21 protein-coding genes and 1 pseudogene are annotated in these 22,782 nt (G+C 59.3%); 5 read left to right on the forward strand and 17 right to left on the reverse strand.

The features are described from left to right. Window positions 1-1,116: 1,116 nt before the first annotated feature. The 10 genes from G6M89_RS01930 to G6M89_RS01975 form a co-directional block, all read right to left on the reverse strand. Window positions 1,117-2,097: an isocitrate/isopropylmalate dehydrogenase family protein gene (locus tag G6M89_RS01930; protein ID WP_165160109.1), complete on the reverse strand. Its 981-nt coding sequence runs from the start codon at window positions 2,095-2,097 to the stop codon at window positions 1,117-1,119. A gap of 60 nt (window positions 2,098-2,157) precedes the next feature. Next, window positions 2,158-2,607 carry an SHOCT domain-containing protein gene (locus G6M89_RS01935; protein WP_165160110.1) on the reverse strand — a complete coding sequence of 150 codons (450 nt, stop codon included), beginning with the start codon at window positions 2,605-2,607 and terminating at the stop codon, window positions 2,158-2,160. Between the two features lie 75 nt (window positions 2,608-2,682). Beyond that, window positions 2,683-4,962 carry a S8 family serine peptidase gene (locus G6M89_RS01940; RefSeq protein WP_165160111.1) on the reverse strand — a complete coding sequence of 760 codons (2,280 nt, stop codon included), beginning with the start codon at window positions 4,960-4,962 and terminating at the stop codon, window positions 2,683-2,685. 137 nt (window positions 4,963-5,099) lie between these two features. Further along, on the reverse strand, window positions 5,100-5,744 hold the full coding sequence (leuD, locus tag G6M89_RS01945; RefSeq protein ID WP_165160112.1) for a 3-isopropylmalate dehydratase small subunit: 645 nt from the start codon (window positions 5,742-5,744) through the stop codon (window positions 5,100-5,102). Next, a complete protein-coding gene (gene leuC / locus G6M89_RS01950) occupies window positions 5,741-7,162 on the reverse strand; it encodes a 3-isopropylmalate dehydratase large subunit (RefSeq protein ID WP_165160113.1) in 1,422 nt (473 codons plus the stop codon). The genes leuD and leuC overlap by 4 nt, the downstream gene beginning before the upstream one ends. Next, window positions 7,159-7,425, reverse strand: coding sequence for a hypothetical protein (locus G6M89_RS01955; RefSeq protein WP_165160114.1), 267 nt, complete (start codon window positions 7,423-7,425; stop codon window positions 7,159-7,161). Before G6M89_RS01955 ends, leuC begins: the two co-directional genes overlap by 4 nt. Window positions 7,426-7,440: 15 nt before the next feature. After that, entirely contained in the window at window positions 7,441-8,487 is a 1,047-nt protein-coding gene (gene ilvC, locus G6M89_RS01960) for a ketol-acid reductoisomerase (RefSeq protein WP_165160115.1), read from the reverse strand. Further along, window positions 8,480-9,175 carry an acetolactate synthase small subunit gene (ilvN, locus tag G6M89_RS01965; RefSeq protein WP_165160116.1) on the reverse strand — a complete coding sequence of 232 codons (696 nt, stop codon included), beginning with the start codon at window positions 9,173-9,175 and terminating at the stop codon, window positions 8,480-8,482. The genes ilvC and ilvN overlap by 8 nt, the downstream gene beginning before the upstream one ends. Continuing rightward, the gene (gene ilvB / locus G6M89_RS01970) at window positions 9,172-10,992 is read right to left on the reverse strand and encodes a biosynthetic-type acetolactate synthase large subunit (protein WP_165160117.1); all 1,821 of its coding nucleotides are present in this window, start codon (window positions 10,990-10,992) and stop codon (window positions 9,172-9,174) included. Before ilvB ends, ilvN begins: the two co-directional genes overlap by 4 nt. 347 nt (window positions 10,993-11,339) lie before the next feature. Then, on the reverse strand, window positions 11,340-12,548 hold the full coding sequence (locus G6M89_RS01975; protein WP_206335434.1) for a LeuA family protein: 1,209 nt from the start codon (window positions 12,546-12,548) through the stop codon (window positions 11,340-11,342). 519 nt (window positions 12,549-13,067) lie between these two features. On the opposite strand from G6M89_RS01975, the gene G6M89_RS01980 reads away from it, so the two are divergent. Further along, window positions 13,068-13,358: a DUF5779 family protein gene (locus tag G6M89_RS01980; protein WP_165160118.1), complete on the forward strand. Its 291-nt coding sequence runs from the start codon at window positions 13,068-13,070 to the stop codon at window positions 13,356-13,358. An 86-nt stretch (window positions 13,359-13,444) separates the two neighbouring features. Here the strand turns inward: G6M89_RS01980 and G6M89_RS01985 are convergent, their stop codons facing one another. Continuing rightward, complete coding sequence (locus tag G6M89_RS01985) at window positions 13,445-14,134, reverse strand: VOC family protein (protein ID WP_165160119.1); 690 nt, start codon at window positions 14,132-14,134, stop codon at window positions 13,445-13,447. A gap of 124 nt (window positions 14,135-14,258) precedes the next feature. On the opposite strand from G6M89_RS01985, the gene G6M89_RS01990 reads away from it, so the two are divergent. Next, window positions 14,259-14,945 carry a hypothetical protein gene (locus tag G6M89_RS01990; RefSeq protein ID WP_165160120.1) on the forward strand — a complete coding sequence of 229 codons (687 nt, stop codon included), beginning with the start codon at window positions 14,259-14,261 and terminating at the stop codon, window positions 14,943-14,945. 63 nt (window positions 14,946-15,008) lie between these two features. Further along, entirely contained in the window at window positions 15,009-15,431 is a 423-nt protein-coding gene (locus tag G6M89_RS01995) for a hypothetical protein (RefSeq protein ID WP_165160514.1), read from the forward strand. A gap of 13 nt (window positions 15,432-15,444) precedes the next feature. On the opposite strand, the gene G6M89_RS02000 is transcribed toward G6M89_RS01995, so the two are convergent. Continuing rightward, window positions 15,445-15,654, reverse strand: coding sequence for a ribbon-helix-helix domain-containing protein (locus G6M89_RS02000; protein ID WP_004216700.1), 210 nt, complete (start codon window positions 15,652-15,654; stop codon window positions 15,445-15,447). 124 nt (window positions 15,655-15,778) lie between these two features. On the opposite strand from G6M89_RS02000, the gene G6M89_RS02005 reads away from it, so the two are divergent. Further along, a complete protein-coding gene (locus tag G6M89_RS02005) occupies window positions 15,779-16,108 on the forward strand; it encodes a hypothetical protein (protein WP_165160121.1) in 330 nt (109 codons plus the stop codon). Between the two features lie 57 nt (window positions 16,109-16,165). Here G6M89_RS02005 and aglJ read toward each other — a convergent pair whose 3' ends face one another. The 5 genes and pseudogenes from aglJ to G6M89_RS02025 form a co-directional block, all read right to left on the reverse strand. Further along, entirely contained in the window at window positions 16,166-17,212 is a 1,047-nt protein-coding gene (gene aglJ, locus G6M89_RS02010; protein WP_165160122.1) for an S-layer glycoprotein N-glycosyltransferase AglJ, read from the reverse strand. Window positions 17,213-17,353: 141 nt separating this feature from the next. Beyond that, the gene (gene aglM / locus G6M89_RS02015) at window positions 17,354-18,646 is read right to left on the reverse strand and encodes a UDP-glucose 6-dehydrogenase AglM (RefSeq protein ID WP_165160123.1); all 1,293 of its coding nucleotides are present in this window, start codon (window positions 18,644-18,646) and stop codon (window positions 17,354-17,356) included. A 119-nt stretch (window positions 18,647-18,765) separates the two neighbouring features. Beyond that, complete coding sequence (locus G6M89_RS02020) at window positions 18,766-19,749, reverse strand: GDP-mannose 4,6-dehydratase (RefSeq protein WP_165160124.1); 984 nt, start codon at window positions 19,747-19,749, stop codon at window positions 18,766-18,768. A 161-nt stretch (window positions 19,750-19,910) separates the two neighbouring features. Further along, window positions 19,911-20,083, reverse strand: a pseudogene (locus G6M89_RS22520) (sugar phosphate nucleotidyltransferase); the annotation flags it as partial. A 78-nt stretch (window positions 20,084-20,161) separates the two neighbouring features. Further along, a complete protein-coding gene (locus G6M89_RS02025; RefSeq protein ID WP_165160125.1) occupies window positions 20,162-21,601 on the reverse strand; it encodes an oligosaccharide flippase family protein in 1,440 nt (479 codons plus the stop codon). A gap of 447 nt (window positions 21,602-22,048) precedes the next feature. Between G6M89_RS02025 and G6M89_RS02030 the strand changes: the two genes are divergently transcribed. Beyond that, the gene (locus tag G6M89_RS02030; RefSeq protein WP_165160126.1) at window positions 22,049-22,606 is read left to right on the forward strand and encodes a hypothetical protein; all 558 of its coding nucleotides are present in this window, start codon (window positions 22,049-22,051) and stop codon (window positions 22,604-22,606) included. Window positions 22,607-22,782 lie beyond the last annotated feature (176 nt).

Consider the following 22,782-nt stretch of genomic DNA (forward strand, 5'->3'; position numbering starts at 1 on the left):
GACAATTGTCGAACATTTGTGACGGGTAGTTTTCCGGGTCTCGAACGTGGACACGACTCCAGTCCCACATGGTAGAACAATCCCTTAGAGCTATACAGAACAGCCTTCCAGGATAGAACTCAAGGATTCACTCACGCCGGTGAGCCGTTGTTTGAATAGACAGGGATCCGACGGTCGCTAAGCACGACTGTCTCCCCTAATGGGCGAACAGACGACGAGACGTGGCCACACAACACGTTCCTCGCTTGCCGAAATTCATTTTTCTAATCATGCGATTCGAGTTGGTCACTACACGATGGCTACAACTGCATCCAGTATACGAAATGTTGGCGTCGACCTACGGAAACGACTAAAAAACGGCTTTACACACCGTCTCACTATCGCACATGGCGGTATCCGTTCTCGACTGGGAGTGACTCGAGCGAGAATTTAAATTACACACATATGGTTGTAAATGTCGGGCCTGTCACCGTTGCCGATGGAACCGACACCGTGCTTGCCGGCCGCTCGTTTCGAGATGGTCGACGAGCCAGCGTAACGCAGTAGAGATGCTTATCGGGATCGTCTCACTGTTGTTCCCCAGTATAACTACCAATTCAAATAGTATCACTAAAATTGTACCCTATTGCAGTACGATGATTGATAGGCTCAAACTAAGTGCGGAGTGAAACCTAGTAACAAACCCACAGATTCGGCATTCTCCATCAATAACGTTCTCTTATATGACCAATATTGATTGAAACTCTAGAGTTATACTGTGATTCCTCCTCAGAAATGGTTTTTGCCAAGTTTACGTCTGTGACAGGGACACGCCCATCGTATTCGGGGTTATACAACCGTATTGATGCGATAATCGCAGTTTTCCCGCCAATACTCTTGCGAATCTCCGGGCCGGTCAACTGGGAGATTTTCTCGGGAAAACTAATACTATACTGATGTTTCACACCGTATATCTAAATAGCAGTATTTCTCTGCTCTCGTGTCTGTCGGTCCCTACCGTCTCCGCATTGAGGGCGGGCCGGTTCCGCAGCTGCCAAAATATGTTTTGTGAAAGAATACAATTCCAATCCAAACAGCCCCGTTCGTCGACCTCGAGACGAAACGAGGCGACACCTCTTAGAGTCGGTCGATAATCGCGTTGGTCACGTCTTCGGTCGAAGCATCGCCGCCCAGATCAGCCGTTCGTGGTCCTTCCTCGAGCGTGGCCTCGACGGCGTTGTGGACTGCCTGCCCCTCCTCGTCGTAGCCGAGGTACTCGAGGAGCATAGCGGCTGAAATGATTGTTGCAGCGGGGTTTGCGACGCCCTCGCCGGCGATATCGGGGGCGGTACCGTGGACGGGTTCGAACAGCGCGCGCTCGGAGCCAACGTTGGCGCTTGGAAGCAAGCCGAGGCCGCCGACGAGACCGGCCGCAAGGTCCGAAAGCACGTCGCCCGCAAGGTTCGGACAGACGATCACGTCGAACTGCTCGGGGTCGAGACAGACGCGGGTTGCGAAGGCGTCCATCAGCACCTCGTCGGCGTCGACGCCGTTTTCGTCGGCGACACGGGCAATCGTATCGCGGAAGACGCCGTCCGTCTCGCGCATGACGTTCGCCTTGTGCGCAATCGTGAAGCCGTCGTAGTCGTTGTCTTCGACGTACTCGCAGGCGAACTCTCCCAGATCCTCGGAGGCAGATTCGGTGACGACGCGGGTCAGCGTCGCAACGTCCTGCGTGAGCCGGTCTTCGATGCCCGAATAGACACCTTCGGTGTTCTCACGGAGGAAAACGAGATCAGTCTCGGGTCGCACCGCGTCGATGCCGGGGTAGGCTTTCGCGGGCCGAATGTTGACGTACGAGTCGACTGCGTCACGAAGCGGCAGGATAACGTCAGCTGCGGTCTCGCCGGCTGCACCGAACAGCGTCGCGTCGGCCGAGGCCGCGAGATCGTACGTCTCCTGTGGCAGCGCCTCGCCAGTGTCTGCTTTGACCGCGTCGCCTGCGTCAGCCTCGACAAACTCGAAGTCGAGTTCGAGTGCCTCGAGGACGTCGACAGCGGCGGGAGTGACTTCCTGACCGATTCCGTCGCCCGGGATAACGGCGATTTCGTGAGTCATGCTCCCATCTCGAGTGGGCGCCAAAAAGAGGGTATCGATGTGTGCGAGCAACTGGTCGGATTATCGCTCGAACTCTCGGCTGCGGGATCGGTCGGTGTCGTAGTCAGACGAACCATACGAACTCGAGTGGCCGCCGGACTCGCGGTCGACGTACTCTCCGATGCGGCGTTCGTATTCTTCTTCCGAAATCTCGCCGCGGACGTACTGCTCGGTGAGGCGGTCCTGTGGACTTTGCGGGGTCGATGTCTCAGGACTGCTCCCACCGAGTGAGTCGAGGCCGTAGTTGCTCGCGTTGCTCATCGAATCCTTATTGCGGAGATACGCGACTGCGAGGTAGATGAGTGCGCCAAGCACCAGGATTGGGATGAGCGCCATCAGCAGGCCAACGACGGCGGAGACGATTGCCGAGACAATCGTAATCACCACCATCAGCGCAATGAGTCCGACGATCCCCCAGAGTAGTATCTCGGTGAGCGTACTGGCCGCACGAGTATCGGATCGCCACTCCATGTCCGTAGAGGGGGCCAACAGACAGATAAAACTACGGTATGGATTCCTCACTGAGAAATCACGATCCGAGACCAGTCACGACGACTCGACATGGCCGCGCGCAGCCACAGCCAGTACGAGCGTTAGGAACGCTATGGCCGTGATCCTGACGCCAAAGCCTGAAACCGGCAGCGGCTCAGACAGCGCCACCGTGACGGCAACTGTCTCCCCAGATTCCACGGAATCGGTCTCAACACTGGCTGACTCGAACGACGAATCAGGTGCGACCGCCTCGAGTGCGTAGCGCTCTCCGGTGCCGGGAACTGTCACCGCGAGCGCGCCAGCGTTGTCGGTCGTCCCGGCCTCGAAGTTAGCGCCATCACGCTCGAGCAAGACGGTCGCGTTCTCAATCGGCTCGCTGTCTTCGGTTTCGACGGCGACCTCGAGAGTAGCGTCCCCGACGAGCGTGACTGTTTCAGCACGAGTATCGTCGGTGTCCGTCATCGCCGAGACGGTCCGCTCGGAATCACCGTAGCCCATCGCGGTGATGGACAAGTTGTACTCACTTTCCGTCGGTACGTTCTCGAGTCGATAGCTCCCGTTTCCGGTATGTGAGCCCGTGTACGTCCCGCTCGAGCTGACCGCCTCGACCGTCGCGGTTTCGATCCCCTCACCGAAGTGATCGTCTGTCACATCGACTTCGATTGATCCGCTGCCGGCGAGAGACACGTCGAGGTCCGCCGTCGTCTCAGCCGGAATCGTCTTCGTCTCCGTCATCGTATCGTAGCCGGGCTTTTCGACAGTGATCGTGTACTCCCGGTCACCCTCGAGACCGGGCAGTTTGAACGTGCCGTTCGTATCCGTGGTTCGCTCGTACACTGTTTCGTCGGCACTGACTTCGACCGAGACGTTCGACAGCGCACCGTCGGTTTCAGCGTCGCGGACGGTTCCCTCGAGTGTTGCGTGCGTGCCAACTGCCTCGAGTGCAGCGTACGTGTCGATAATACCGTCGCCGTAGCGCGTATCCGTCTCGTCGGGCTCTCCGTCGGGCTTCCAGGCGGTTGTCTCGAGTGCGTATTTGATCTCGTCGGGTTCGAGGTTTTCGGCGGTTCCGGCCTGGACGAGTGCGACTGCACCGGCGACGTGTGGTGCGGACATGCTGGTCCCGCGAGCATGAGTGTGGCCACCGCCATCGTTTGTTGTCTCGATAGAGACACCGGGAGCGACGACGTTCGGGACGACGTAGCTGTCGGGCCAGTGGTCAGGGGCGTGTGAGCCCCACGTTGCTGCCGTGTCGATCTTCTCGCCGCCCGAAAAGGAGGGCACGCGGTCGCGGCGATCCACCGCGCCGACGCTGATCACGTCCGCAGCGTTCCCCGGCGAAAGTGAGGTTCCCTCCCCGCCGTTGCCGACGCCGGCGACGACGACCGTTCCCGTCTCGCGTGCGTTCTCGAGTGCGTTGACCGTCGCTGGGCCGGGATTTTGCCACCCCAGACTCAGACTGATAACGTCCGCATCTTCGGCGAGTGCCCACTCGATACCTGCTAACACGTTCGAGGATTGTGCGCGACAGCGGTCGTCACAGTCGGTCGCGACAGCCCCGTGCAACAGCGTTGCATCGGGGGCAACGCCGATGTGGCTCCCACTCTCGTTGCCACCACCGACAATCCCGGAGACACGAGTGCCGTGGCCATCGTAATCCACCGGGTCGGCTGCGGGCTCGTCGCTGAAGTCCTTCCAGCCATCGATCTCGAGATCAGCGTGCTCACCGTCGACGCCGGAGTCGAGGATGGCAACCGTGGTACCGTCACCCCTCGTGTGGAAGTCGTTCCAGACCTCGGGGGCGCGAATCGTCTCGAGGCCGTCTGTGTACGCCTCACCAGCGCCTCCTGTTGCTGCCGGCGAAGCCGTCACAGCGCTCGAGAGCGTCACCTCTTCGTCGGCCTCGAGTCCACGCACGACCTCGAGTCGCGCTAGGTCTTCGAGTGGCGACTCCGCGCGATCCGTCTCGACCGTCACCAGCGCGGCGTTCGTGACCCAAAAGCCACGCTCGAGGTGGATTCCCTCAGTTGCGTTCGCATACTGCTCGAGTGGCTGCTGGCTCGTCTCTGCGTGGCTCTGTCGCGCAGCGATGGAGTCCGCGCTTGTCTCAGCGTGTGTCTCGTCGAACGCCTCGAGGCGAACGAGTACAGAAACGGTTCCGTTCGCCTCGGTGAGTTCGTCGTCGATTGGGGCTGGCGCTGTCGCCTCGTCACCGGTCGGCTGTATCGCTCCGACGCCCCCAGCAAGTGCGACACCCAGGACAACTGTAAATAGGAGGACTGCGGTCGTCACCACCCCGGCACGCGTTCGCCGACCGCTCTGCGCGACAGACATTATCGAATTGGAGACAGTCAGTGCGGTTAAACATGGCTGTTACACTGATGATTGCATTATCACTCCCTGCGTGACAGCAAAACAAACGCGAGGAGAAAATCGTCCGCTCGAGTCGATCGAAAACGGCTCCGTATCCGTTAGTCAGCGCGTGGAATCGCCGACTCGTCGACGTAGGCCAACTCTTCGGCCTTTTTCTGGACTTCGCCAGCGTTGGACTTCATCAGCGCCGTCGTATCCCAGACGCCCTCAACAAGGGCCTTGCGCTGGGCGTCGTCGACGGTCACGTCGATGGTCTCCCCGCCATAGGTGACGGTTTCAGCCTCAATGTCGATCTCGAGGTCCTGATCGGGGTTTTGATCAACCCAGTCCTGCAGTTCCTGAACCGTCTCCGCGTCGGCGGTGACGGTTGGAATCCCGAGTGCGAGGCAGTTGCCCGCGAAAATCTCGGCGAAGCTCTCGCCGATGATTGCATCGATGCCCCAGCGCATCAGCGCCTGCGGGGCGTGCTCGCGCGAGGAGCCACAGCCGAAGTTGCTGTTGACGACCATCACCGAGGAGTCTTGGAACTGTGCCTCGTTGAACGGGTGGTCTTTCTGATTGTCGTCATCGTCGAAGCGGACATCGAAGAAGGCGAACTCGCCCAGTCCGTCGAAGGTGACGACCTTCATAAAGCGCGCCGGGATGATCTGGTCGGTGTCGATGTCGTTGCCACGGATCGGGACGCCCGAGCCGGATACGTAGTCGACTTCTGGAATCTCGACTTCGTCGCCGTCGTCGGTCATGCTGTCGTCACCTCCTTCAGTTCGCGCACGTCAGTAACCTCCCCAGTGATCGCCGCCGCGGCGACCATCTGCGGGTTCATCAGGACGGTGCGGCCGTCCTTGCTGCCCTGACGGCCAACGAAGTTCCGGTTCGAGGAGGAGGCACAGGCCTCGTCACCCTCGAGTTGGTCCTCGTTCATGCCGAGACACATCGAACAGCCGGCGTTTCGCCACTCGAAGCCGGCTTCCTCGAAGGTGTCTTTGAGCCCTTCTTGCTCGGCGGCCTCCTGAACGCGCTGACTGCCGGGAACGACCATCGCGCGAACGTCGTCGTCAACCTGACGACCCTCGATGATCGCCGCTGCGCGTCGCAGATCAGGCAGTCGAGCGTTCGTACACGAGCCGAGGAAGGTAACGTCGATATCGTAGCCCTCCATCGTCTCGCCGGGCTCGACGCGCATGTGTTCCTGTGCGCGTCGTGCAGTATCTTGCTTATCCGCTGGCAGGTCTTCCGGCGCTGGAATCGGCTGCGTGATACCGATACCCTGTCCTGGTGTGGTTCCCCAGGTGACGACGGGCTCGAGTTCGTTCGCGTCGATGTGGACGACGTCGTCGTATTCGGCGTCCTCGTCGCTCCGGATCGACTCCCAGTACGGTTTGAGTTCGTCGAACTTCTCCGGATTCTCCTGGAAGTAATCAGTTTCTTCGAGCCAGTCGTAGGTGGTCTCGTCAGGGTTGACATAACCCGCACGAGCGCCGCCCTCGATGGACATGTTACAGATCGACATTCGGCCTTCCATGCCGAGGTTCTCGATAGCCTCGCCGGCGTACTCGTAGACGTAGCCGACGCCGCCTTCAGTCCCGAGTCGGCGGATGATCTCTAAGATGATGTCTTTCGCTTCGACACCGTCGCCGAGTTCGCCGTCGACCTGGATTTTTCGTACCTTCTGTTTCTCCATCGCAACGGTGCCCGTTGCGAGCACGTCCCGAATCTGGCTGGTTCCGATCCCGAACGCGAGTGCGCCGAATGCGCCGTGCGTGCTCGTGTGGGAGTCGCCACAGACAATCGTCTTGCCGGGCTGGGTCAGTCCCTGCTCCGGCCCGACGACGTGGACGATCCCCTGATCGCCGCTTTCTGGGTCCGAAAACTCGATACCCGCATCGCGGACGTTCTGCTCGAGTTCGGACATCATCTCTTCGGCGGCGTCCTCCTCGAAGGGGCGAGACTGGTCCGCCGTCGGGATGATGTGATCGACCGTTGCGTGGGTCAGTTCGGGGAACGCAACCTCGAGGTCACGTTCCTCGAGCATGCCGAAGGCCTGTGGACTGGTGACCTCGTGGATGAGGTGCAGGCCGATGAACAGCTGGTCCTGGCCGGTTGGCAGTTCGGTGACCTTGTGTTCGTCCCAGACCTTGTCGTAGAGCGTGCCCTCGCTCATTCTGCGTCCTCTACAGATCGGTTTCCGCGCTCGAAGACGCGGTTTGCGTCCTCGGCGTCGTGTGGCGGGGTGTGTTCAACCTCGGCCATCGTTCGTGTTTCTGATTCCTCGTCAGTCCTGTCAGCAGCAGCGTCCGCTTCGCCGCCGTCCGCCGCGACCGTCGGGCCGCGATGGAACAGGTGGCCAGCACGTCGCCCCGTGTAGGGGTTCGAGTGGCTGACGTCGGCCATCGTTCGTGGTGTGTCGTTCTGATTGTCGCTCATCGTGTCATCTCCGGATTAGTCGTCTGCTGGAACTTCCTGTGCCTCAGCGTCGGCGTCTTCGTCTGCCCACGCAAACAGCGCACGCAGTCGCTCGCCGACTTCTTCGATGTTGTGTTCCTGTTCAGCCTGTCGAAGCTGTCCGTAGCTTGGGCGACCAGCCTGGTTCTCGAGAATCCACTCACGCGTGAACTCGCCGTTCTGGACCTCCTCGAGGACCTCTTCCATGTTCTCGCGGACGGTGTCGTCGACGATTCGGTCGCCACGGGTGAGACCGCCGTATTCGGCGGTGTCAGAGACGGAGTTCCACATCTCCATGTTGCCGCCTTCGTACATCAGATCGACGATCAGTTTGAGCTCGTTCAGGCACTCGAAGTAGGCGATTTCGGGCGAGTAGCCTGCGTCGACGAGCGTCTCGTAGCCGTGTTTGACGAGCGCGGTGACGCCGCCACACAGCACAGCCTGCTCGCCGAAGAGGTCGGATTCGACTTCTTCCTGGAACGTCGTCTCGATGACGCCAGCGCGGGCACAGCCGATTGCCTTCGCGTATGCGAGGGCACGCTCTTGGGCGTTGCCGGTCGTGTCCTGATAGATCGCGAGCAGGCCGGGCGTCCCTTCGTCGTTCTCGTAGTTGCGCCGGACGAGGTGGCCCGGGCTCTTCGGTGCAACCATCGTCACGTCGACGTTTGCGGATGGCTCGATCTGGTCGTAGTGGATGTTCAGCCCGTGGGCGAACTGCAGCGTGTCGCCATCCTCGAGGTTTGGCTCGATGTCGTTCTCGTAGACCGTTGCCTGAACGGTGTCGGGAACGAGCACGGAGATGTAAGAGGCCTGCGAGACGGCTTCGGCTGGCGTCTCGACGGTGAGACCGTCTTCCTCGGCGGCCGAGCGCGAAGACGAACTCTCGCGCAGCCCGACGATCACGTCAACACCGCTCTCGTGGAGGTTCAGCGCGTGTGCGTGGCCCTGGCTCCCATAGCCCAGCACGGCTACGGTCTCGTCGTCAAGCGTCGATACGTCTGCGTCGTCGTTGTAATAGATCTCGGTGGTGAATTCGTCAGTCATCTGTTGTTGTCTGCGTGTATTGTTGGGTCTGCTGTTGGTTCGCCTTGTCGGCGGTCGATGCAGCGTCGTCTGTGCTCGGGGCTGCTGCCGTCTCGTCAGTGCCGCGTGCAAGCGCCGTCAGCCCGGTCCGGGAAATCTCCCGAATGCCGAACTGGCTGAACGTCTCGACCGCGGCATTGATCTTCTGGCGCGCACCCGTAATCTCGAACGTCGCCGTTTCCGGACTCGAGTCGACCGTTTTCGCGTCGTACATGTCCGCAACGGCGTTCACCGCAGCGGGATCGTGCGCGTCGACCTTCACGAGCGCCAACTCCCGGCGCATCGCATCCGGTTCGAGTTCCCGAACCGAGATGACCGGCAGCAGCTTTCGGAGCTGCTTTTTGATCTGGTCGATCCCGGGGTCGGGCTCTTCGACGACGACCGTGATCCGCGCACGGTCGTCGTTTTTCGTGGGCCCCACTGTCAAACTCTCGATGTTGAACTGCCGCCTCGAGAACAGTCCCGAGGCTTCAGCGAGCACGCCGGGTTCGTGTTTGACGAGCGCCGAGATGACGGTTCGGCGGGGTTCGTGGGTCGCTTCGACTTCGGGGTCGATACGAATTCCTTGTTTGTTTCGCCGTCCCGCTGGCGTTGGGCGCTCTTCCGGTGGTGGACCCTCGAGGCCCTGCTGGTATGTTTCGTCAGTCATAGCTGGTCCTCCGTCAGTGCGAACTGGCCATTGTCGCCGCCACTTGGCACCATCGGGTAGACGTTTGCCTGCGGATCGATGTGAACGTCGATCACGGAGGGACCGTCGTAGGCGATGGCCTCCTGAATCGTGTCTGCGACATCGTCGTACTCGTCGATGCGATAGCCCTGTGCGCCGAAGGCTTCGGCGAGTTTGTCGAATTCGGGCATCCACCCGTAATCCGAGGCGGAGTGACGCCCGTCAAAGAAGGCGTCCTGCCACTGGCGGACCATCCCGATGTACTCGTTGTTGAGCACTGCAACGGTAATGTCGAGGTTCTCGCGGACCGCAACGGACAGGCCCTGTAACGTCATCAGGAACGAGCCGTCGCCGTCAATGCAGATGACCTCCTGATCGTCATCGGCTGCGACGCGTGCGCCGATTGCTGCAGGCAGTCCGTACCCCATCGTCCCGAGCCCGTGACTCGAGACCCACGTGCGTGGTTCGGTGTAGGTCCAGTACTGGCAGGCCCACATCTGGTGTTGGCCGACGCCAGTCGTGACGATGGCGTTGTCGCTTGTCGCCTCGTCAAGGGCTTCGACGACGAACTCCGGTTGAACCGGCCGGTCCTCGGGCGCGTCGTAGGCCATCGAGTAGTCAGATTTCCACTGCTGGCACTGGGCGCGCCACTTTGTCGCCTGTGGCGAAGAGTCGACGGCCGCTTGCAGCTGTTCGACGACGGTCGCGGCGTCGCCGATCAGTGGATAGTCCGCGTGGATGTTTTTCGAGATTTCGGCGGGATCGATGTCGATGTGGATCAGTTCCGCATCAGGGGCGAACGTCTCGATGCCACCAGTTAGGCGGTCGTCGAATCGGGTTCCGATGCCGATCAGGGTGTCACAGTGCGTGATCGCCATGTTGGCGTAGCCGGTGCCGTGCATGCCGGCCATCTCCATCGAGAGTTCGTGGTCTTCGGGGAACGAGCCGAGGCCGGGCATCGTCGTGATGACCGGAATCTCGTGTTCGATGGCGAACTCGCGACAGACATCGCTCGCTTCGGCTTTGATGACGCCGCCACCGAGCAGCAAGGCCGGGCGGTCGGCGTTTTCGATCCGTTCGGCTGCAGCCGCGACGATTTCCGGGTCGGCCTCCTCTTGGACCTCATAGGTGTCAGGCGTTTTCGGCGCGTCTGGCTCGACCTCGGTGTCAGATTTCGTGATGTCTTTCGGCAGGTCGACCAGTGTTGGGCCTGGTCGTCCTTCGCTTGCGAGTGCGAACGCTTCGCTGACATCGGTTCCGACGCGGTCCGGATCGGTCGAGAAGGTGTTATCCTTCGTCACTGGTGTTGTGACGCCTGTCGTATCCGTCTCTTGGAAGGCGTCGTTGCCGACGAAATCCGTCGCGACCTGGCCCGTCAGCGCGACCATTGGGTCAGAGTCCATGTCGGCGTCCGCGAGCCCAGTCACGAGGTTCGTCGCACCTGGCCCCGAGGTTGCCAGACAGATGCCCGGCTTCCCCGCGACGATGCCGTAGGCGTCGGCTGCGTGCGATGCGCCCTGTTCGTGGGCCATCGTGATGTGCGTGATGTCCGAATCGTACAGCGCGTCGTAGACGGGCATGATCGCCCCGCCTTGCACGCCAAAGGCGTACTCGACGCCTGCGTTCTCGAGTGCACGAATCACGGACTCGGCACCGTTCGTGACCGGCTTCGGCGTCGACTCGCTGTCGGCTTCGGCCTCAGTCTCGGTCGCAGCGTCCGGTGCGGCGCTGTCTGTTATCTGGTCGTCTGCCTGTTCATCGTCGTCTGTCGGTGTGATTTTGGCTGCGCGTTCGCTCATCAATTCTCCCCCGCCGCGATGTGGCGAGCGGTTGGTCCGGATGGCTGGTGTGATCTCATTGTGGGTGTGGCTGATCGCTCTGAAAACGATACGCGTTCGGGTCCGGAACAACGAAGTACTAGGGATGGGGCGAGGACGCCCCTACAATACGAATCGGCGCGAGCGCGCTGCTGTCGCCCAGATGAGCCGACAGGGAAGCGCGGTTCGTCATTACTGACGATGTAGGACGCTCGAGCCATATAATCCTTGTGAGTCGAGCGGCCGATTCGCGCTGCCTGACTCGCATCGTTCGGTTGCGAGCGCCGTAGCCGATGCTCGCGAACGGAGGCAAACGGGGAAGACATCGCTCAGGCGCGCACCTCCTCTCCTTCCTGTTGGCGGTCAACGTCGGCTTCCTCGGCAAAGCGCTCTAAGTCACTGACTGTGACGCGGCGTTTTTCGGCTCCGTAGTCTTTGACGCGGCGAGTCACGGCGCGGACCTGGTCCTCGGTGGGGTCGAATCCACGCTCGTGGAGGCGCTCGCGCACGGAGTGCGTGCCGGTGTGTTTGCCCATGACGAGTTTCCGCTCGGCGCCGACCATTTCGGGGGTCATGACGCCGGGTTCGAAAGTGTCGGAGTTTTCGATGACGCCAGCGGCGTGGATTCCGCTTTCGTGGGAGAAGGCGTTATCGCCAACGACGGGCTTGTTGCCCGGCGTTTCGATGGTGCTTTTCTCCTCGACGATTTCCGACAGTTCCGTGATGCGGGTCGTGTCGATGCCCGTATCGGTCTGATACAGGGATTCGACAGCCATCACGAACTCCTCGTAGGCGGCGTTGCCGGCCCGCTCGCCGATGGAGTTGACCGACACCTGTGCCTGATCTGCACCGGCTTCGATGCCAGCCAGCGCGTTGGCGGTGGCCAGCCCGAAGTCGTCGTGCGTGTGGACGTCGATCCGTGCGTCAGTGTGGGCACAGACCTTCTCGATCATGGCCCGGAACCGCGTCGGCGTGGCGACGCCACAGGTGTCGGGAATGTTGATCCAGTCGACGCCGGCCTCGGTGACCGCTTCGATCACGTCGATCAGGAACTGTTCGTCGGTTCGCGTCGCGTCCATCGGCGAGAACATGCAGGTCGTTCCCGTCTCGGTGATGCGTTCGACCGACTCGACTGCGCGCTGTACTACCTCCTCTCGAGTGGCGTGCATCGAATCTTCGATCTGGACATCGCTGGTACTGACGAACGTGTGTACCATCTCGACGCCGGAGTCCAGCGCCGCATCGATGTCCTTGTCGACGACGCGGGCTAACCCGCAGGTCGTCGTCTGTGTCGAAGACGCGATATCACGAACGGCCTCAAACTCCGCGTCCGAGTTGACGGGGAACCCTGCCTCGATGACGTGGGTGCCCATCTCATCTAAGATCGCGGCGATCTGCCGTTTGTCGTCGTACGAGAACGAAGTCCCGGGCGACTGCTCACCATCCCGGAGGGTGGTATCGAAGACACGTGCTGACTCTATTTCGTCAGTGGAATCTAACGTGCCCTGGAAGAACTCGACCCCCCTGACTGGTGTCAGAGGACGAGGCGTCGTGTGAAGACATTGTATCCAAATCCGAGGTGCGACAACATATATAAATGTACCGCTGACACCCGTCCAAATCGATGAGTTACCACGCCACAGAGAGACACAGATATCAAAAAATCGCACGACATAAACGCCCTTATACATTCTGTATGGACTATTATCATACCAGTCGAACGCCACCGAAACACCGTCTGGGTCCGACAGTAGGTGCCATTTGCCCCCGATACCGAGCCGAACGCGCTGGCGCGCGCTGTTGGTGGACAGTTGCCCACTGTCGGACGCGCTACAAGGTAGAAAACTCCTATTTTCTATTTCTGAAGTTCTTAGGTAGTTATTTGGCCACTGAAGAGTCCTCGAGCGTGACGGTCTCTCTCGTGCTGGGCGCAACACGGACGATTCGGCGCTTCACGGACGACTCGAAGACGACTCGGGTGTGACAGCCCGCTCTCGATCATGTCGACACATCGAGAGAGGCGAACGTTTTTCTTATCCCGGTTCGACGCTGGCGATATGAGCGATTTCGACCTCGACTTGCGAACCGTCGAGGAGCACATCGAAGAGGAGTTCGAACTCGAGGGAAGTATCGTACTTGGCGTGCTGGACGGCGATACATCCGACGAGAAGTGGCTCGAGGCAATCGGTGCTGGGAACGTGTTGATCCTCTATGTTGACGGTGAAGTCAACGAACTCGCGCGCGGATTCGCCCGCGATGTAAAAGAATCGGGCGGAAATCTGGTTCACTTCCGTGGCTTCCTGATCGTGACGCCGCCGGGAATCGACGTGGATACCAGCCGTCTCTAACGCACTCGTTTGTTCTGCCGTCTCGAGCCAGTGTTGCCCTGAAACAGTCCGTCTCTTGAGTCTGTCCCCCGCCGTGATCCCAGCGGTTACACAGTGAACGTAATGATGTGTCCGTCCGGGTCGCGTACGACAACCCGTTCGTCAGCGACGTGGTCGACCTGCTGGACGGCATCCGAAACAGCCTCAAGCGCGGCCGTCGGCTCGCTGGTTTCGAATCCCAGGTCGACGTGGACGCCGCCGCGGGCGTCGGCGATGCCGAGGTGTGGTTCCCAGAGTTCGAGCGCAACGCCGTTGAGCGTCATCCGTACGCGCTCGCGATCCGACCCCGTATCGACCGTTTCGAACCCGAGTGCGGCGTAAAACCCCTCTGATCGCTCGAGGTCCTCGACCTCGAGAACGACCTCGAAGATGCCGTCGATTCCCGGTCCCCGAACGTCCGACTGGCCGAGTTCGACGCAGTTGCCGTCCGGATCGTACAGGTACAGCGACTTTGAGGTCCCGAATTTGGCTTCCTCGAGGTCGTACCCGGCCTCCGAGAGTCGGTCCCACCACTCGTCATATTCGTCTGCCGGAATCGAGAACGCATAGTGGGTGTGTACTCCGCCACGCGGGACCGAATCAGGTCGGCGAACCACGAAATCAGTCTCGCCAGCCGCGAAGACGAGTTCCCGCTTGCCACGCTCGTGAGCGGACAACTCGAGGAGATCAGCGTAGAACGATTCGGCTCGCTCGAGAGATTTGACCTCGAGTGCGAGCCAGGCGAGACCAGTGAGCATACATACGGTACTCGCGTGAGCGCTATAGTTCCAGTGCCACTATTCAGTCGTCTCTGCTCGCCTTTCGAGTCTGAGCACGACCGAACGCGCAGTCGTTTATACGCCCGCAGACCGTACAGACGGTATGGCACTCCGCGTCGACGAGCGTGCAGACGAGTTCACGGTAGTCGATCAGTTCGAAAACGGCGTCACTTGGATCGCCCATCCCGACGAGACGATGCAGCGGGCAAGCCACGCCCTCACAATCGACGGCGACGTCTGGGTGATCGACCCGGTCGACGCCGACGGGCTCGACGAGTTGCTCGGCGAATACGGAGACGTGACCGGTGTCGTCGTCCTCCTTGATCGCCACACCCGCGATGCGGCCGCGATTGCAAACCGCCACGAGGTCCCCGTCTTTCTCCCCGAGAGTTTCGACGACATCACCGGCAACGATCTCGAGGCTCCAGTTGCTCGCTTCCGTGACGAACTCTCGACGACGGGACTCGAGGCGCACACGGTTGTCGAAAACCGCTTCTGGAAGGAGGTCGCCCTCTACAATCCAGACGACGGAACGCTCGTCGTCCCCGAATCCGTCGGCACGGTCGAGTACTTCTGTGCGGGTTCGGAACCCCTCGGCGTTCATCCGATGCAGCGACCGATGCCACCACAAGAGGCACTTGGTGGGTTCGCCCCCGACCGGATTCTCGTCGGTCACGGACCCGGCGTGCACTCGAACGCGAGCGAGGCGCTCGAGGATGCACTGGCAACGTCGCGACGACGAATGCCTCGAGTCTACGCCGGTACGCTTTGGCGCGCTTTGCCGTTCTGAGTCCGCCTATTCCAGGGCATTCGCGGGGAATACAGCTAACTACGTGCTGTGCATACGTTCATTGTGGTCTATATCACGCACGCCCTCGTCGATGTCTTGCTTGATCTGGCCAGCGACGCCGACCCTGACCGCGTGACGACCGGCGTCTCGATCACACCTGCAGCCGAACTAGAAGGTGCAGACACGATTCCACCGGAGACGCCAGTCTTCACGGATTTCTTCCTTCCCGATCCCGGAAACGCGGTCAACGCCGTCTTCGGCGTCGACCTTTCGACGCCTGCTCGCCAGGCACAGGGCCAATTCGTCTCTCACCCCGTTCGCGAACTCGAGGTGACGAAACGTGACGACCTCGCGCAAGTGATTTTCGTGGCTGTACCGCCGTGGGAACTCAGCGAGGACACGTTCGGCGCGTTCAACCGAAGCGGCGAGCGCCTGCCACTCGAGGTCATTGATGCCCAGCCGCCAGAACAGTCGCTCTCTGAGTAACAGAGAGACAGTACTACTCGAGGTATCCTAGGCCACGAAGCTGTTCAGTAATCTCTTCGAACTCGGCTTCGGTTAGTTCACCCTGTTTCTGATGCTGGATGACGATACTGCGCAGCAGAAAGCGCACGAGGTCGCTCGTGCTTTGAAAACTCGTTCCTTCGATCGTTTCGTCGACGCGGTTTGCAAGGTCTTTCGGGATCGAAACCGTCGTGTATTCGGTCATACTGGTTGATGTACTGCAGCGCCCAAATGCATACCGACAGTGACAGTCCACCCACCCCAGACCACAGCCATGTCTCGGCCTGTCTTCGGAGCGACTTTTATCGTTCGCACGCCAATGAACACGTATGGGCGTTCGGCCACCTTCGAACGGAGACAATGACGACCCCGAAAGTATCGAATTCGGCATCGCTGCCGTTGATGCCACACTCAGACGCACCGACCTCTCCTTCCCGGCATCGAAAGACGACGTTGCTGCCGAACTCGGACATGAGCAAGTCGCATACGATGTCCACGGAAACAACGTCGCACTGCACACAATGCTCGAGGAAGTCGACGCGACCGAGTTTCGGTCCCGTCAGGAACTCCTCAACGAACTTCACGAACCGTTCGAGGCCTACCGGAAAGAACACTCTGGCGGCGTTTTTCAACAGATGCGCTCGATGTTGCCGTTCTGAGTGACCACTGTCCGCTAACTGCACCACAATCACAGTGAGAGGACGCGTGTGTTCTCCTTACTCCTCTTCGCGCCGGCGAGACTCGGAGGCTCTCGAGTCACGAGCCTCCCGCGTAATCTGTTCTAAGCGCCGGCGTTGCTCGCGGTGTAAGCTCACGAGCATATCCGAGAGGACACCGAACATAAGCAACTGGACGCCGAGCAAGATTGCTGCGGCCGACGCCAGCGCCAGGATTTCGTGTCCAATTCCGTACTGGAGCCAGCGCCAGAGGACGTAGGTCGCAATCGCACCGCCTGCGACGATTCCTGTTGCGCCGAGGCTCCCGAAGTAAAACAGCGGGTTGTTCGTCTTCGCAAGCGAGTACAGCGCGAGGATAATCGTGCCGCCGTCTTTGATCGGGTGGAGGTTCGTCTCGGATTCCTCGGGACGGGCGCTGTAACTGACCGGAACGACCGTCGTATCGACACCGTGTTTGACACACTCGACGGCGAGTTCCGTCTCGATCGTAAAGCCATCCGAATCGAGCGAGAGCCGTTCGAACGACTCGAGCGTAAACGCCCGATAACCCGACAGAATATCCTCGTAGTCCGCGCCGTGGATAAATCGGAACGCCCGGTTGATCATCCGATTGCCGAAGCCGTTCAGCGCCTTCATCGCATCATCGTCCATATCCGCAAACCGGTTGCCGATGACGTGCTCGTAGCCCTGCGCCAGTGGCTCGAGCATCCGTTCGGCGTCTGTGGGATCGTACGTCCCGTCGCCGTCGAGCATCAGGACGTATGGCACGTCAATGTACTCGACAGCTTCGCGGACCGCTTGCCCTTTCCCATCGCCGGACTGAACAAGCACCTGCGCGCCGCGCTCGCTGGCGATTTCTTGCGTCTCGTCGCTCGAGCCACCGTCGACGACGACGACAGTCGAGAACCCTTCCTCGTAGAAGCCGTCGATCACGTCGCCAATCGTCGCGGCCTCATCGAGCGTCGGGATGAGAATACAGACGTCATCGGCGGAGATGTCGCGCGTTTGCGTCCGTTCGCTCATGGCGAGGACCTCCCCGCCGTTGTCGTGAGCGCCGCCATCCGCACGAACCGCATCATCATCCATCGCCTGTCACTCTCCCCTACGGGCGCAAAAGCGTACTGATTGATCGCTGCGTAACATGTTGTGACCGTTCTCGAAGCCAGAGTGTCACAGTCAGCAACCAGTTGACCACACACCGACAGTGAGCACCGAGAACAGTCGTCGTTACCAGGTCAGTCCCTCATATACCTCAAGGGCGTCCTCATCAACGCCGATCCGTCGGCCATCGACGAGTACACGAGTTGTCATCCCATCGAACGCGAGGTCGTCGAACTCAGGCCAGTCCGTCGCGACGACGGCTCCATCTGCGCCCTCGAGTGCGCTTTCGGTCGAGTCGGCGTACTCGATATCGAAGTCGTACTGCTCGCGAACGTTCTCGACGGCGACCGGGTCGTAGGCCACGACTGACGCGTCGCGCTCGAGCAGGGACTCGATCACGTCCAGCGCGCGCGACTTGCGGATGTCGTCAGTTCCCGGCTTGAACGACAGGCCGAGGACAGCGATTCGTGCCTCCGACAGCGAGACGTGGTCCGCAAGCAGGTCGACCAGCCGGCGCGGTTGCTCGTCGTTGAGTCCGACAACGGCATCCAACAGTTCAGGCTCGTAGCCTTGCGCTCGAGCACCCGCCCGAATCGCCGCAACGTCTTTCGGAAAACACGAGCCACCCCAGCCTAGCCCCGAGCGCATGAACCGCGACGAAATGCGGTCATCGAGTCCAACCGCCTCGAGCACCTGGTAGGCGTCCGCGCCGTACTCCTTCGAAATATTTCCGAGTTCGTTCACCAGCGACACCTTCGACGCGAGGAAGGCGTTGTTCGCGTACTTGATCAACTCAGCCTCGCGGATGTCGGTCTCGACAAGACTCGTCTCCTCACGCTCGAGAATTGGCGCATACAGCTCGCGAAGCGTGGCTGCGGCCTCGTCCGTTTGCGCGCCGAGGACCACCTTATCTGGCTCGAGAAAGTCCTCGACCGCGGTCCCCATCCGGAGGAACTCGGGGTTCATCGCGATGTCGATCCCGTCGCCGATCTCGGTTCCGGTGTGCTCCTCGAGAATCGGCGCGACGACGTCCTCGGTCGTCCCCGGAAGGACCGTGCTCTTGACGACCACGAGGTGGTCGTCCTCTTTGTCCGCAAGTGCGTCTCCGAGCATCTCCGAGCCAGCCCGCATTGGAGCCAGGTCAAGGCTGCCGTCCTCGCTCTGAGGTGTCGGGAGACAGAGCAGCGTGATATCGGTGTCGCGAACCTCGTCGTAGTTCGTCGTCGCGCGCAGGGACGACCCGGCATGTTCGGCGATGCGCTCCTCGAGGCCCGACTCGTGAATCGGTGCCTCGCCTGCGTTTATCGCGTCGACAATGTCCTCGTCGATTTCGATATTGACGACGTCGTGCTCGAGGTCGGCGAGACACGCGGCAATCGTCGTGCCGACGTAGCCGCTGCCGACGATAGAGACGTTCATACGCAGTTTGAGGAAGGGGAAATATTTGTCAGTTTGGATGTCCCATCGCGGGCAGGGGACTGTACCGGATTATGGATGTGCCACTATGGACAAGACATCTCGCGAGCGAGACAACCGCGCTACGAACGGCGAACCAACGGCTCGTACCAGTCGCGGTTCTCGCGGTACCACGCGACGAACTGCGAGACGCCGTCGCGGATGCTTGTCGTCGGCTTATAGCCGATCAACTCGTGCGCCCTCGAGACATCCGCATGAGTGTGGCGGGCATCCGCCTCACGAGCCGCGTCGTACGCGATTTCGACATCTGCACCCGTCGCCTCGACAACGTGCGCCGCAAGTTCGTCGATCGTGATCGTTCCCGCCGAGCCAACGTTCATCACGGTTCCATCTGCCGCATCGGTCTCGAGGAGTTTGAGGTTCGCTGCGACGACATCGTCGACGTACGTAAAATCCCGCGTCTGCTCGCCGTCGCCGTAGATTACTGGGGACTCTCCGTTGAGACAGCGTGACGTGAAGTTCGTGATTGCCATGTTGGGACGCATCCGAGGGCCATAGACGGTGAAGTATCGAAGACAGACGGTGGGAACGTCGTGAATTTCGCTCCACACCCGGCAGTAGTGCTCCGCGGTGAGTTTACTCACTCCGTAAGGGCTCTGTGGCGTGTTCGGGTGGGATTCGTCGTAGGGAAGATACTTGTCGACGCCGTACACCGACGACGAAGAGGCGTGGATCACGCGCTCGACATCGTACGCGTTAGCCGTTTCAAGCAGATTGAGTACCCCCGTCGTGTTGATTTTGTGGACCTTCTTCGGGTTTTCGACACTTGCTCGGACGCCTGCCTGTGCGGCCTGGTTGTAGACATACTCGATATCGTTGTCGGCGATCACCCGTTCGATAACATCTTCGTCGGTGATCGACCCTTCGATGAACGAAAATCGATCACCGCCAGCGTCTCGGCAGCGCTCGAGATTTTGTTCTTTAATCTTCAGGTCATAAAACGGATCCATCACGTCAAGGACAGTCACGTCGTGACCCGCAGAAAGTAACCCTTCCGTGATGTGCGAGCCGATAAATCCTGCACCGCCCGTGACGAGAACGTTCATACGGTAACGGATCGAGTGCGCGTTGTTTGTACGTTGCGATCACGACTTACTGGATTGCCTACGAGGAGTCGTCTCCCAATCGCTCGCGACTCGATTCCAGTCCTCGAGACAGCTGATGTCTATTTGCCAGCCATCTATCCGAATCGTCTCTATCGTCCATCATAGCCCATGGCGACGATCAGTTCGGTGGTGCCAATCTCGAAGAGATTGTCAAAGACATCCTCGATGAGGGGTTTCTCGTTGGCTTCGACGGGAATCTCGGCTTATCGTCGGTGAGCGGCCGCAGGCGGGTTCCGTTGCCCACGGGGGATCTTGTGAAAGATAGGTCCCTCATACAGACTGCTGTCCGTCAGTTCCGGAGGACCCGCGAATATCCTGCGGTTACCTTGGTAACTCGGGGCAGCAGTCCGTATCAGTTGGCGAGTGGGACCTCGAAAGGAAGGTTATCCGACACTGCGGTCCGGAGTCGACTCGAGATTGTGAGTAATACCGCGAAGTATACTCCCGCGCCGAGGGCGACTAACAGGACGACGAACACCTCGTTGTACGCTTCGATTGGGTGTGTTTCTCCGACTTCTCGAGCAGCGTAGACGACGACGCCCATAAGAAGGGCGGCAAGCCATTGCCGGGTGACTTCAATGTACGGCAGATGAACATCAATCAATTTCCGGGTGTAGTACAACGAGAGAACAAAACCGACGGTTGCTGACAACGCCGTTGCGATCGCTGCGCCGACCCATCCGAACGAGTACACGAGCACAATGTTCAATACGATGTTCGCGACGATGAACGTCGCGTTCGCCCGAAACGCCAAATCCGGACGATCAATGGCGTTGAGCGTAGTGAACAGCTGTTTCGAGTACGTGTAGATGAGAACCGCAACAAGAAGGATGACGAGTACGTGCGCGCCGATGTCTAGCCCGGGCCCGTACACGAGCAACAGTCGGTCGCCGAGTAGCATCGCGCCGACAACACCGGGAACCAGAAACAGCCCTGAGAACGTGAGTGCATCGTTCGTGAGCGTCCCGATCAGCTTCGTATCGTCCTGCTTCGAGAGTTTGCTTATCTCCGGAAAGAACGTCGTGCTGATCGCGCTTCCAAAAACCTCAAGAAACTTTGCCAGTGAGTAAGCGACAGCGTAGATTCCGGTGAGCCCAGCTGGAACGAAGAACCCGAGAACAAGAATATCCATATCGCTGAACGTTTTCTTTTGCATTTTTCCAATCCAAGCATACTTTGCGAAGTCGAACAGCCGAACGATGTGGTGCCACCGCGGAACAGCGACACTCGGCCGAACGATCAAGAGGCCGAGTGCAGCAACAATGGTTATGCCGACAGCGTGGCCGATAAGCATACCCGTAAGACCCCACCCGAGGAGAACGAGTGCGATCATTGCGACAGTCTGTGCACCTTCTTTCAACGTCTTCAGTGGCGCATAGATGTGGACTCTGTGCGTGCCTTTGAGCGCCGAGCTAACAAGTTCGCTAAAAATCGTAACGACCAGTAACAAAATCACCAACTCTGCGACAGACTGGCCAACGTAAGAATCAACATAGTCACGGAAAATATATACACCGCCGGCGACGGTCGCCGTCAGAACCACTTTGATCATCGTACCTGCAGCGAAATACGCGTCGACCTCTTCGCTTTCACTCATTCTCTTGACAATTGCCTGTCCAAAGCCGACGCTTTTGATAATTCCGAGCCACGAGACTAGTGCAAGCGTTACCGCGTAGAAGCCGTAGACTTCCTCGCCGAGGAGCCGAATGAACACGATCGTCGCGATGAACCCAAGCGCCGACGCGGCAAACTTCGAGATAAAATAGATGGCCGAAGTCTGTCCGAGACGCATCGTGTGTTAAGTAAAACTGAGGAAGGTATCCAAATTATGCTTTCCGGTTGATCAACTTGCGAAGTGACCGTCCTGACCGTGGGTTTCGTTCGCACTCATGTGTCGTTCACAGATATCGCATAGACTTATATATTCTCGTATCTTTTGATACTGTAAACCCAACAAAGTGGACGGGTGCAACGCAGTGACTGTGATCCTGTTCCCAGCCGACCGCATTTTGAAAGGTATTCGATAGACATGCTCGTAGAGGAAAACGTCGCAAGGATCAGAGAAAAAATTGAGCGGGAGGGTTTGATGTCGCTTCTTGTGGAAGGCCCGCTATGGGCCGTTCGCAGGACAACTGCAGCTCGGAAAGCACGAAGGGGCTATTTATTAGCCCGATACGATACGATATCTACTTCCTCGCAGCGGATCTGGGTAGACGCAACTGACGTGAACGACCATCTCATGAAAAGTTATCTGACACGACGAGATCTCCCGTTTGGCCGATTTCACAGAACATATCACAGCGGGTTAGTTCTTCCTGGGAGTTGGGATCTATACACGGCACCGATCGAGTCTGAACCAATCTATCGGGCGTACAAACGACGATTCAACGACGGCGTCCCGTGGGAGCGAACTGAGTATGGCAAGCGAATTTTTCGCGAGTATGAACGCGGCCGGTCGAAAAAAGGCTACGACACGAAAGATGCGTACTTCGAGAGTCGCGAGCAACTGTATCGAACGCTTGAGTCCGAGGGATACGATCCAAGTCACGGACCGATTACAATAAATATCGGTAGGGACGGTTCGCTAATCGCCAACAACGGGATGCGCCATCGAACGGCCATCTGTGCACTGCTTGGTTTGGAGTCAATTCCGGTCGAGGTCATCGTTCGACATGATTCCTGGCAGGAGGTTCGTGCCGAGATTCGAACGGCAGACGCTGTAGACGACCTTTCCAAACGGGCGCAGGCGCACCTCGATCATCCGGATGTCGCTGAATACGCAATAGAGAGGTCATAATATTGAGTGGTTTGGAAGAACATTCTGAAACGTCTGATGGTCCACTTTGCACAGCCACACGAACCGTAACTCGACGAGGCCGGGCCTGAACTCGTAACAGCGATCGATACCGCTCTAAATCGTTTTTTGTTTCCAAAAGTAAGTGATTACTTCTAGTGACGACTATAGAACAGATA

The sequence above is a fragment of the Natronolimnobius sp. AArcel1 genome, from assembly GCF_011043775.1.
Taxonomy (GTDB): domain Archaea; phylum Halobacteriota; class Halobacteria; order Halobacteriales; family Natrialbaceae; genus Natronolimnobius.

Bases quoted from the DNA above. Each gene is read 5' to 3' on its own strand.
- G6M89_RS01955 (WP_165160114.1), bottom strand. From the start codon at position 7,425: ATGAGCGACAATCAGAACGACACACCACGAACGATGGCCGACGTCAGC.
- ilvB (WP_165160117.1), bottom strand. From the start codon at position 10,992: ATGAGCGAACGCGCAGCCAAAATCACACCGACAGACGACGATGAACAG.
- G6M89_RS02025 (WP_165160125.1), bottom strand. From the start codon at position 21,601: ATGCGTCTCGGACAGACTTCGGCCATCTATTTTATCTCGAAGTTTGCC.
- G6M89_RS01930 (WP_165160109.1), bottom strand. From the start codon at position 2,097: ATGACTCACGAAATCGCCGTTATCCCGGGCGACGGAATCGGTCAGGAA.
- G6M89_RS01990 (WP_165160120.1), top strand. From the start codon at position 14,259: ATGGCACTCCGCGTCGACGAGCGTGCAGACGAGTTCACGGTAGTCGAT.
- ilvN (WP_165160116.1), bottom strand. From the start codon at position 9,175: ATGACTGACGAAACATACCAGCAGGGCCTCGAGGGTCCACCACCGGAA.
- leuC (WP_165160113.1), bottom strand. From the start codon at position 7,162: ATGAGCGAGGGCACGCTCTACGACAAGGTCTGGGACGAACACAAGGTC.
- G6M89_RS02030 (WP_165160126.1), top strand. From the start codon at position 22,049: ATGAAAAGTTATCTGACACGACGAGATCTCCCGTTTGGCCGATTTCAC.
- aglM (WP_165160123.1), bottom strand. From the start codon at position 18,646: ATGAACGTCTCTATCGTCGGCAGCGGCTACGTCGGCACGACGATTGCC.
- G6M89_RS01940 (WP_165160111.1), bottom strand. From the start codon at position 4,962: ATGTCTGTCGCGCAGAGCGGTCGGCGAACGCGTGCCGGGGTGGTGACG.
- G6M89_RS01935 (WP_165160110.1), bottom strand. From the start codon at position 2,607: ATGGAGTGGCGATCCGATACTCGTGCGGCCAGTACGCTCACCGAGATA.
- G6M89_RS02005 (WP_165160121.1), top strand. From the start codon at position 15,779: ATGGGCGTTCGGCCACCTTCGAACGGAGACAATGACGACCCCGAAAGT.
- G6M89_RS01980 (WP_165160118.1), top strand. From the start codon at position 13,068: ATGAGCGATTTCGACCTCGACTTGCGAACCGTCGAGGAGCACATCGAA.
- leuD (WP_165160112.1), bottom strand. From the start codon at position 5,744: ATGACCGACGACGGCGACGAAGTCGAGATTCCAGAAGTCGACTACGTA.
- ilvC (WP_165160115.1), bottom strand. From the start codon at position 8,487: ATGACTGACGAATTCACCACCGAGATCTATTACAACGACGACGCAGAC.
- G6M89_RS01985 (WP_165160119.1), bottom strand. From the start codon at position 14,134: ATGCTCACTGGTCTCGCCTGGCTCGCACTCGAGGTCAAATCTCTCGAG.
- aglJ (WP_165160122.1), bottom strand. From the start codon at position 17,212: ATGGATGATGATGCGGTTCGTGCGGATGGCGGCGCTCACGACAACGGC.
- G6M89_RS02020 (WP_165160124.1), bottom strand. From the start codon at position 19,749: ATGAACGTTCTCGTCACGGGCGGTGCAGGATTTATCGGCTCGCACATC.
- G6M89_RS02000 (WP_004216700.1), bottom strand. From the start codon at position 15,654: ATGACCGAATACACGACGGTTTCGATCCCGAAAGACCTTGCAAACCGC.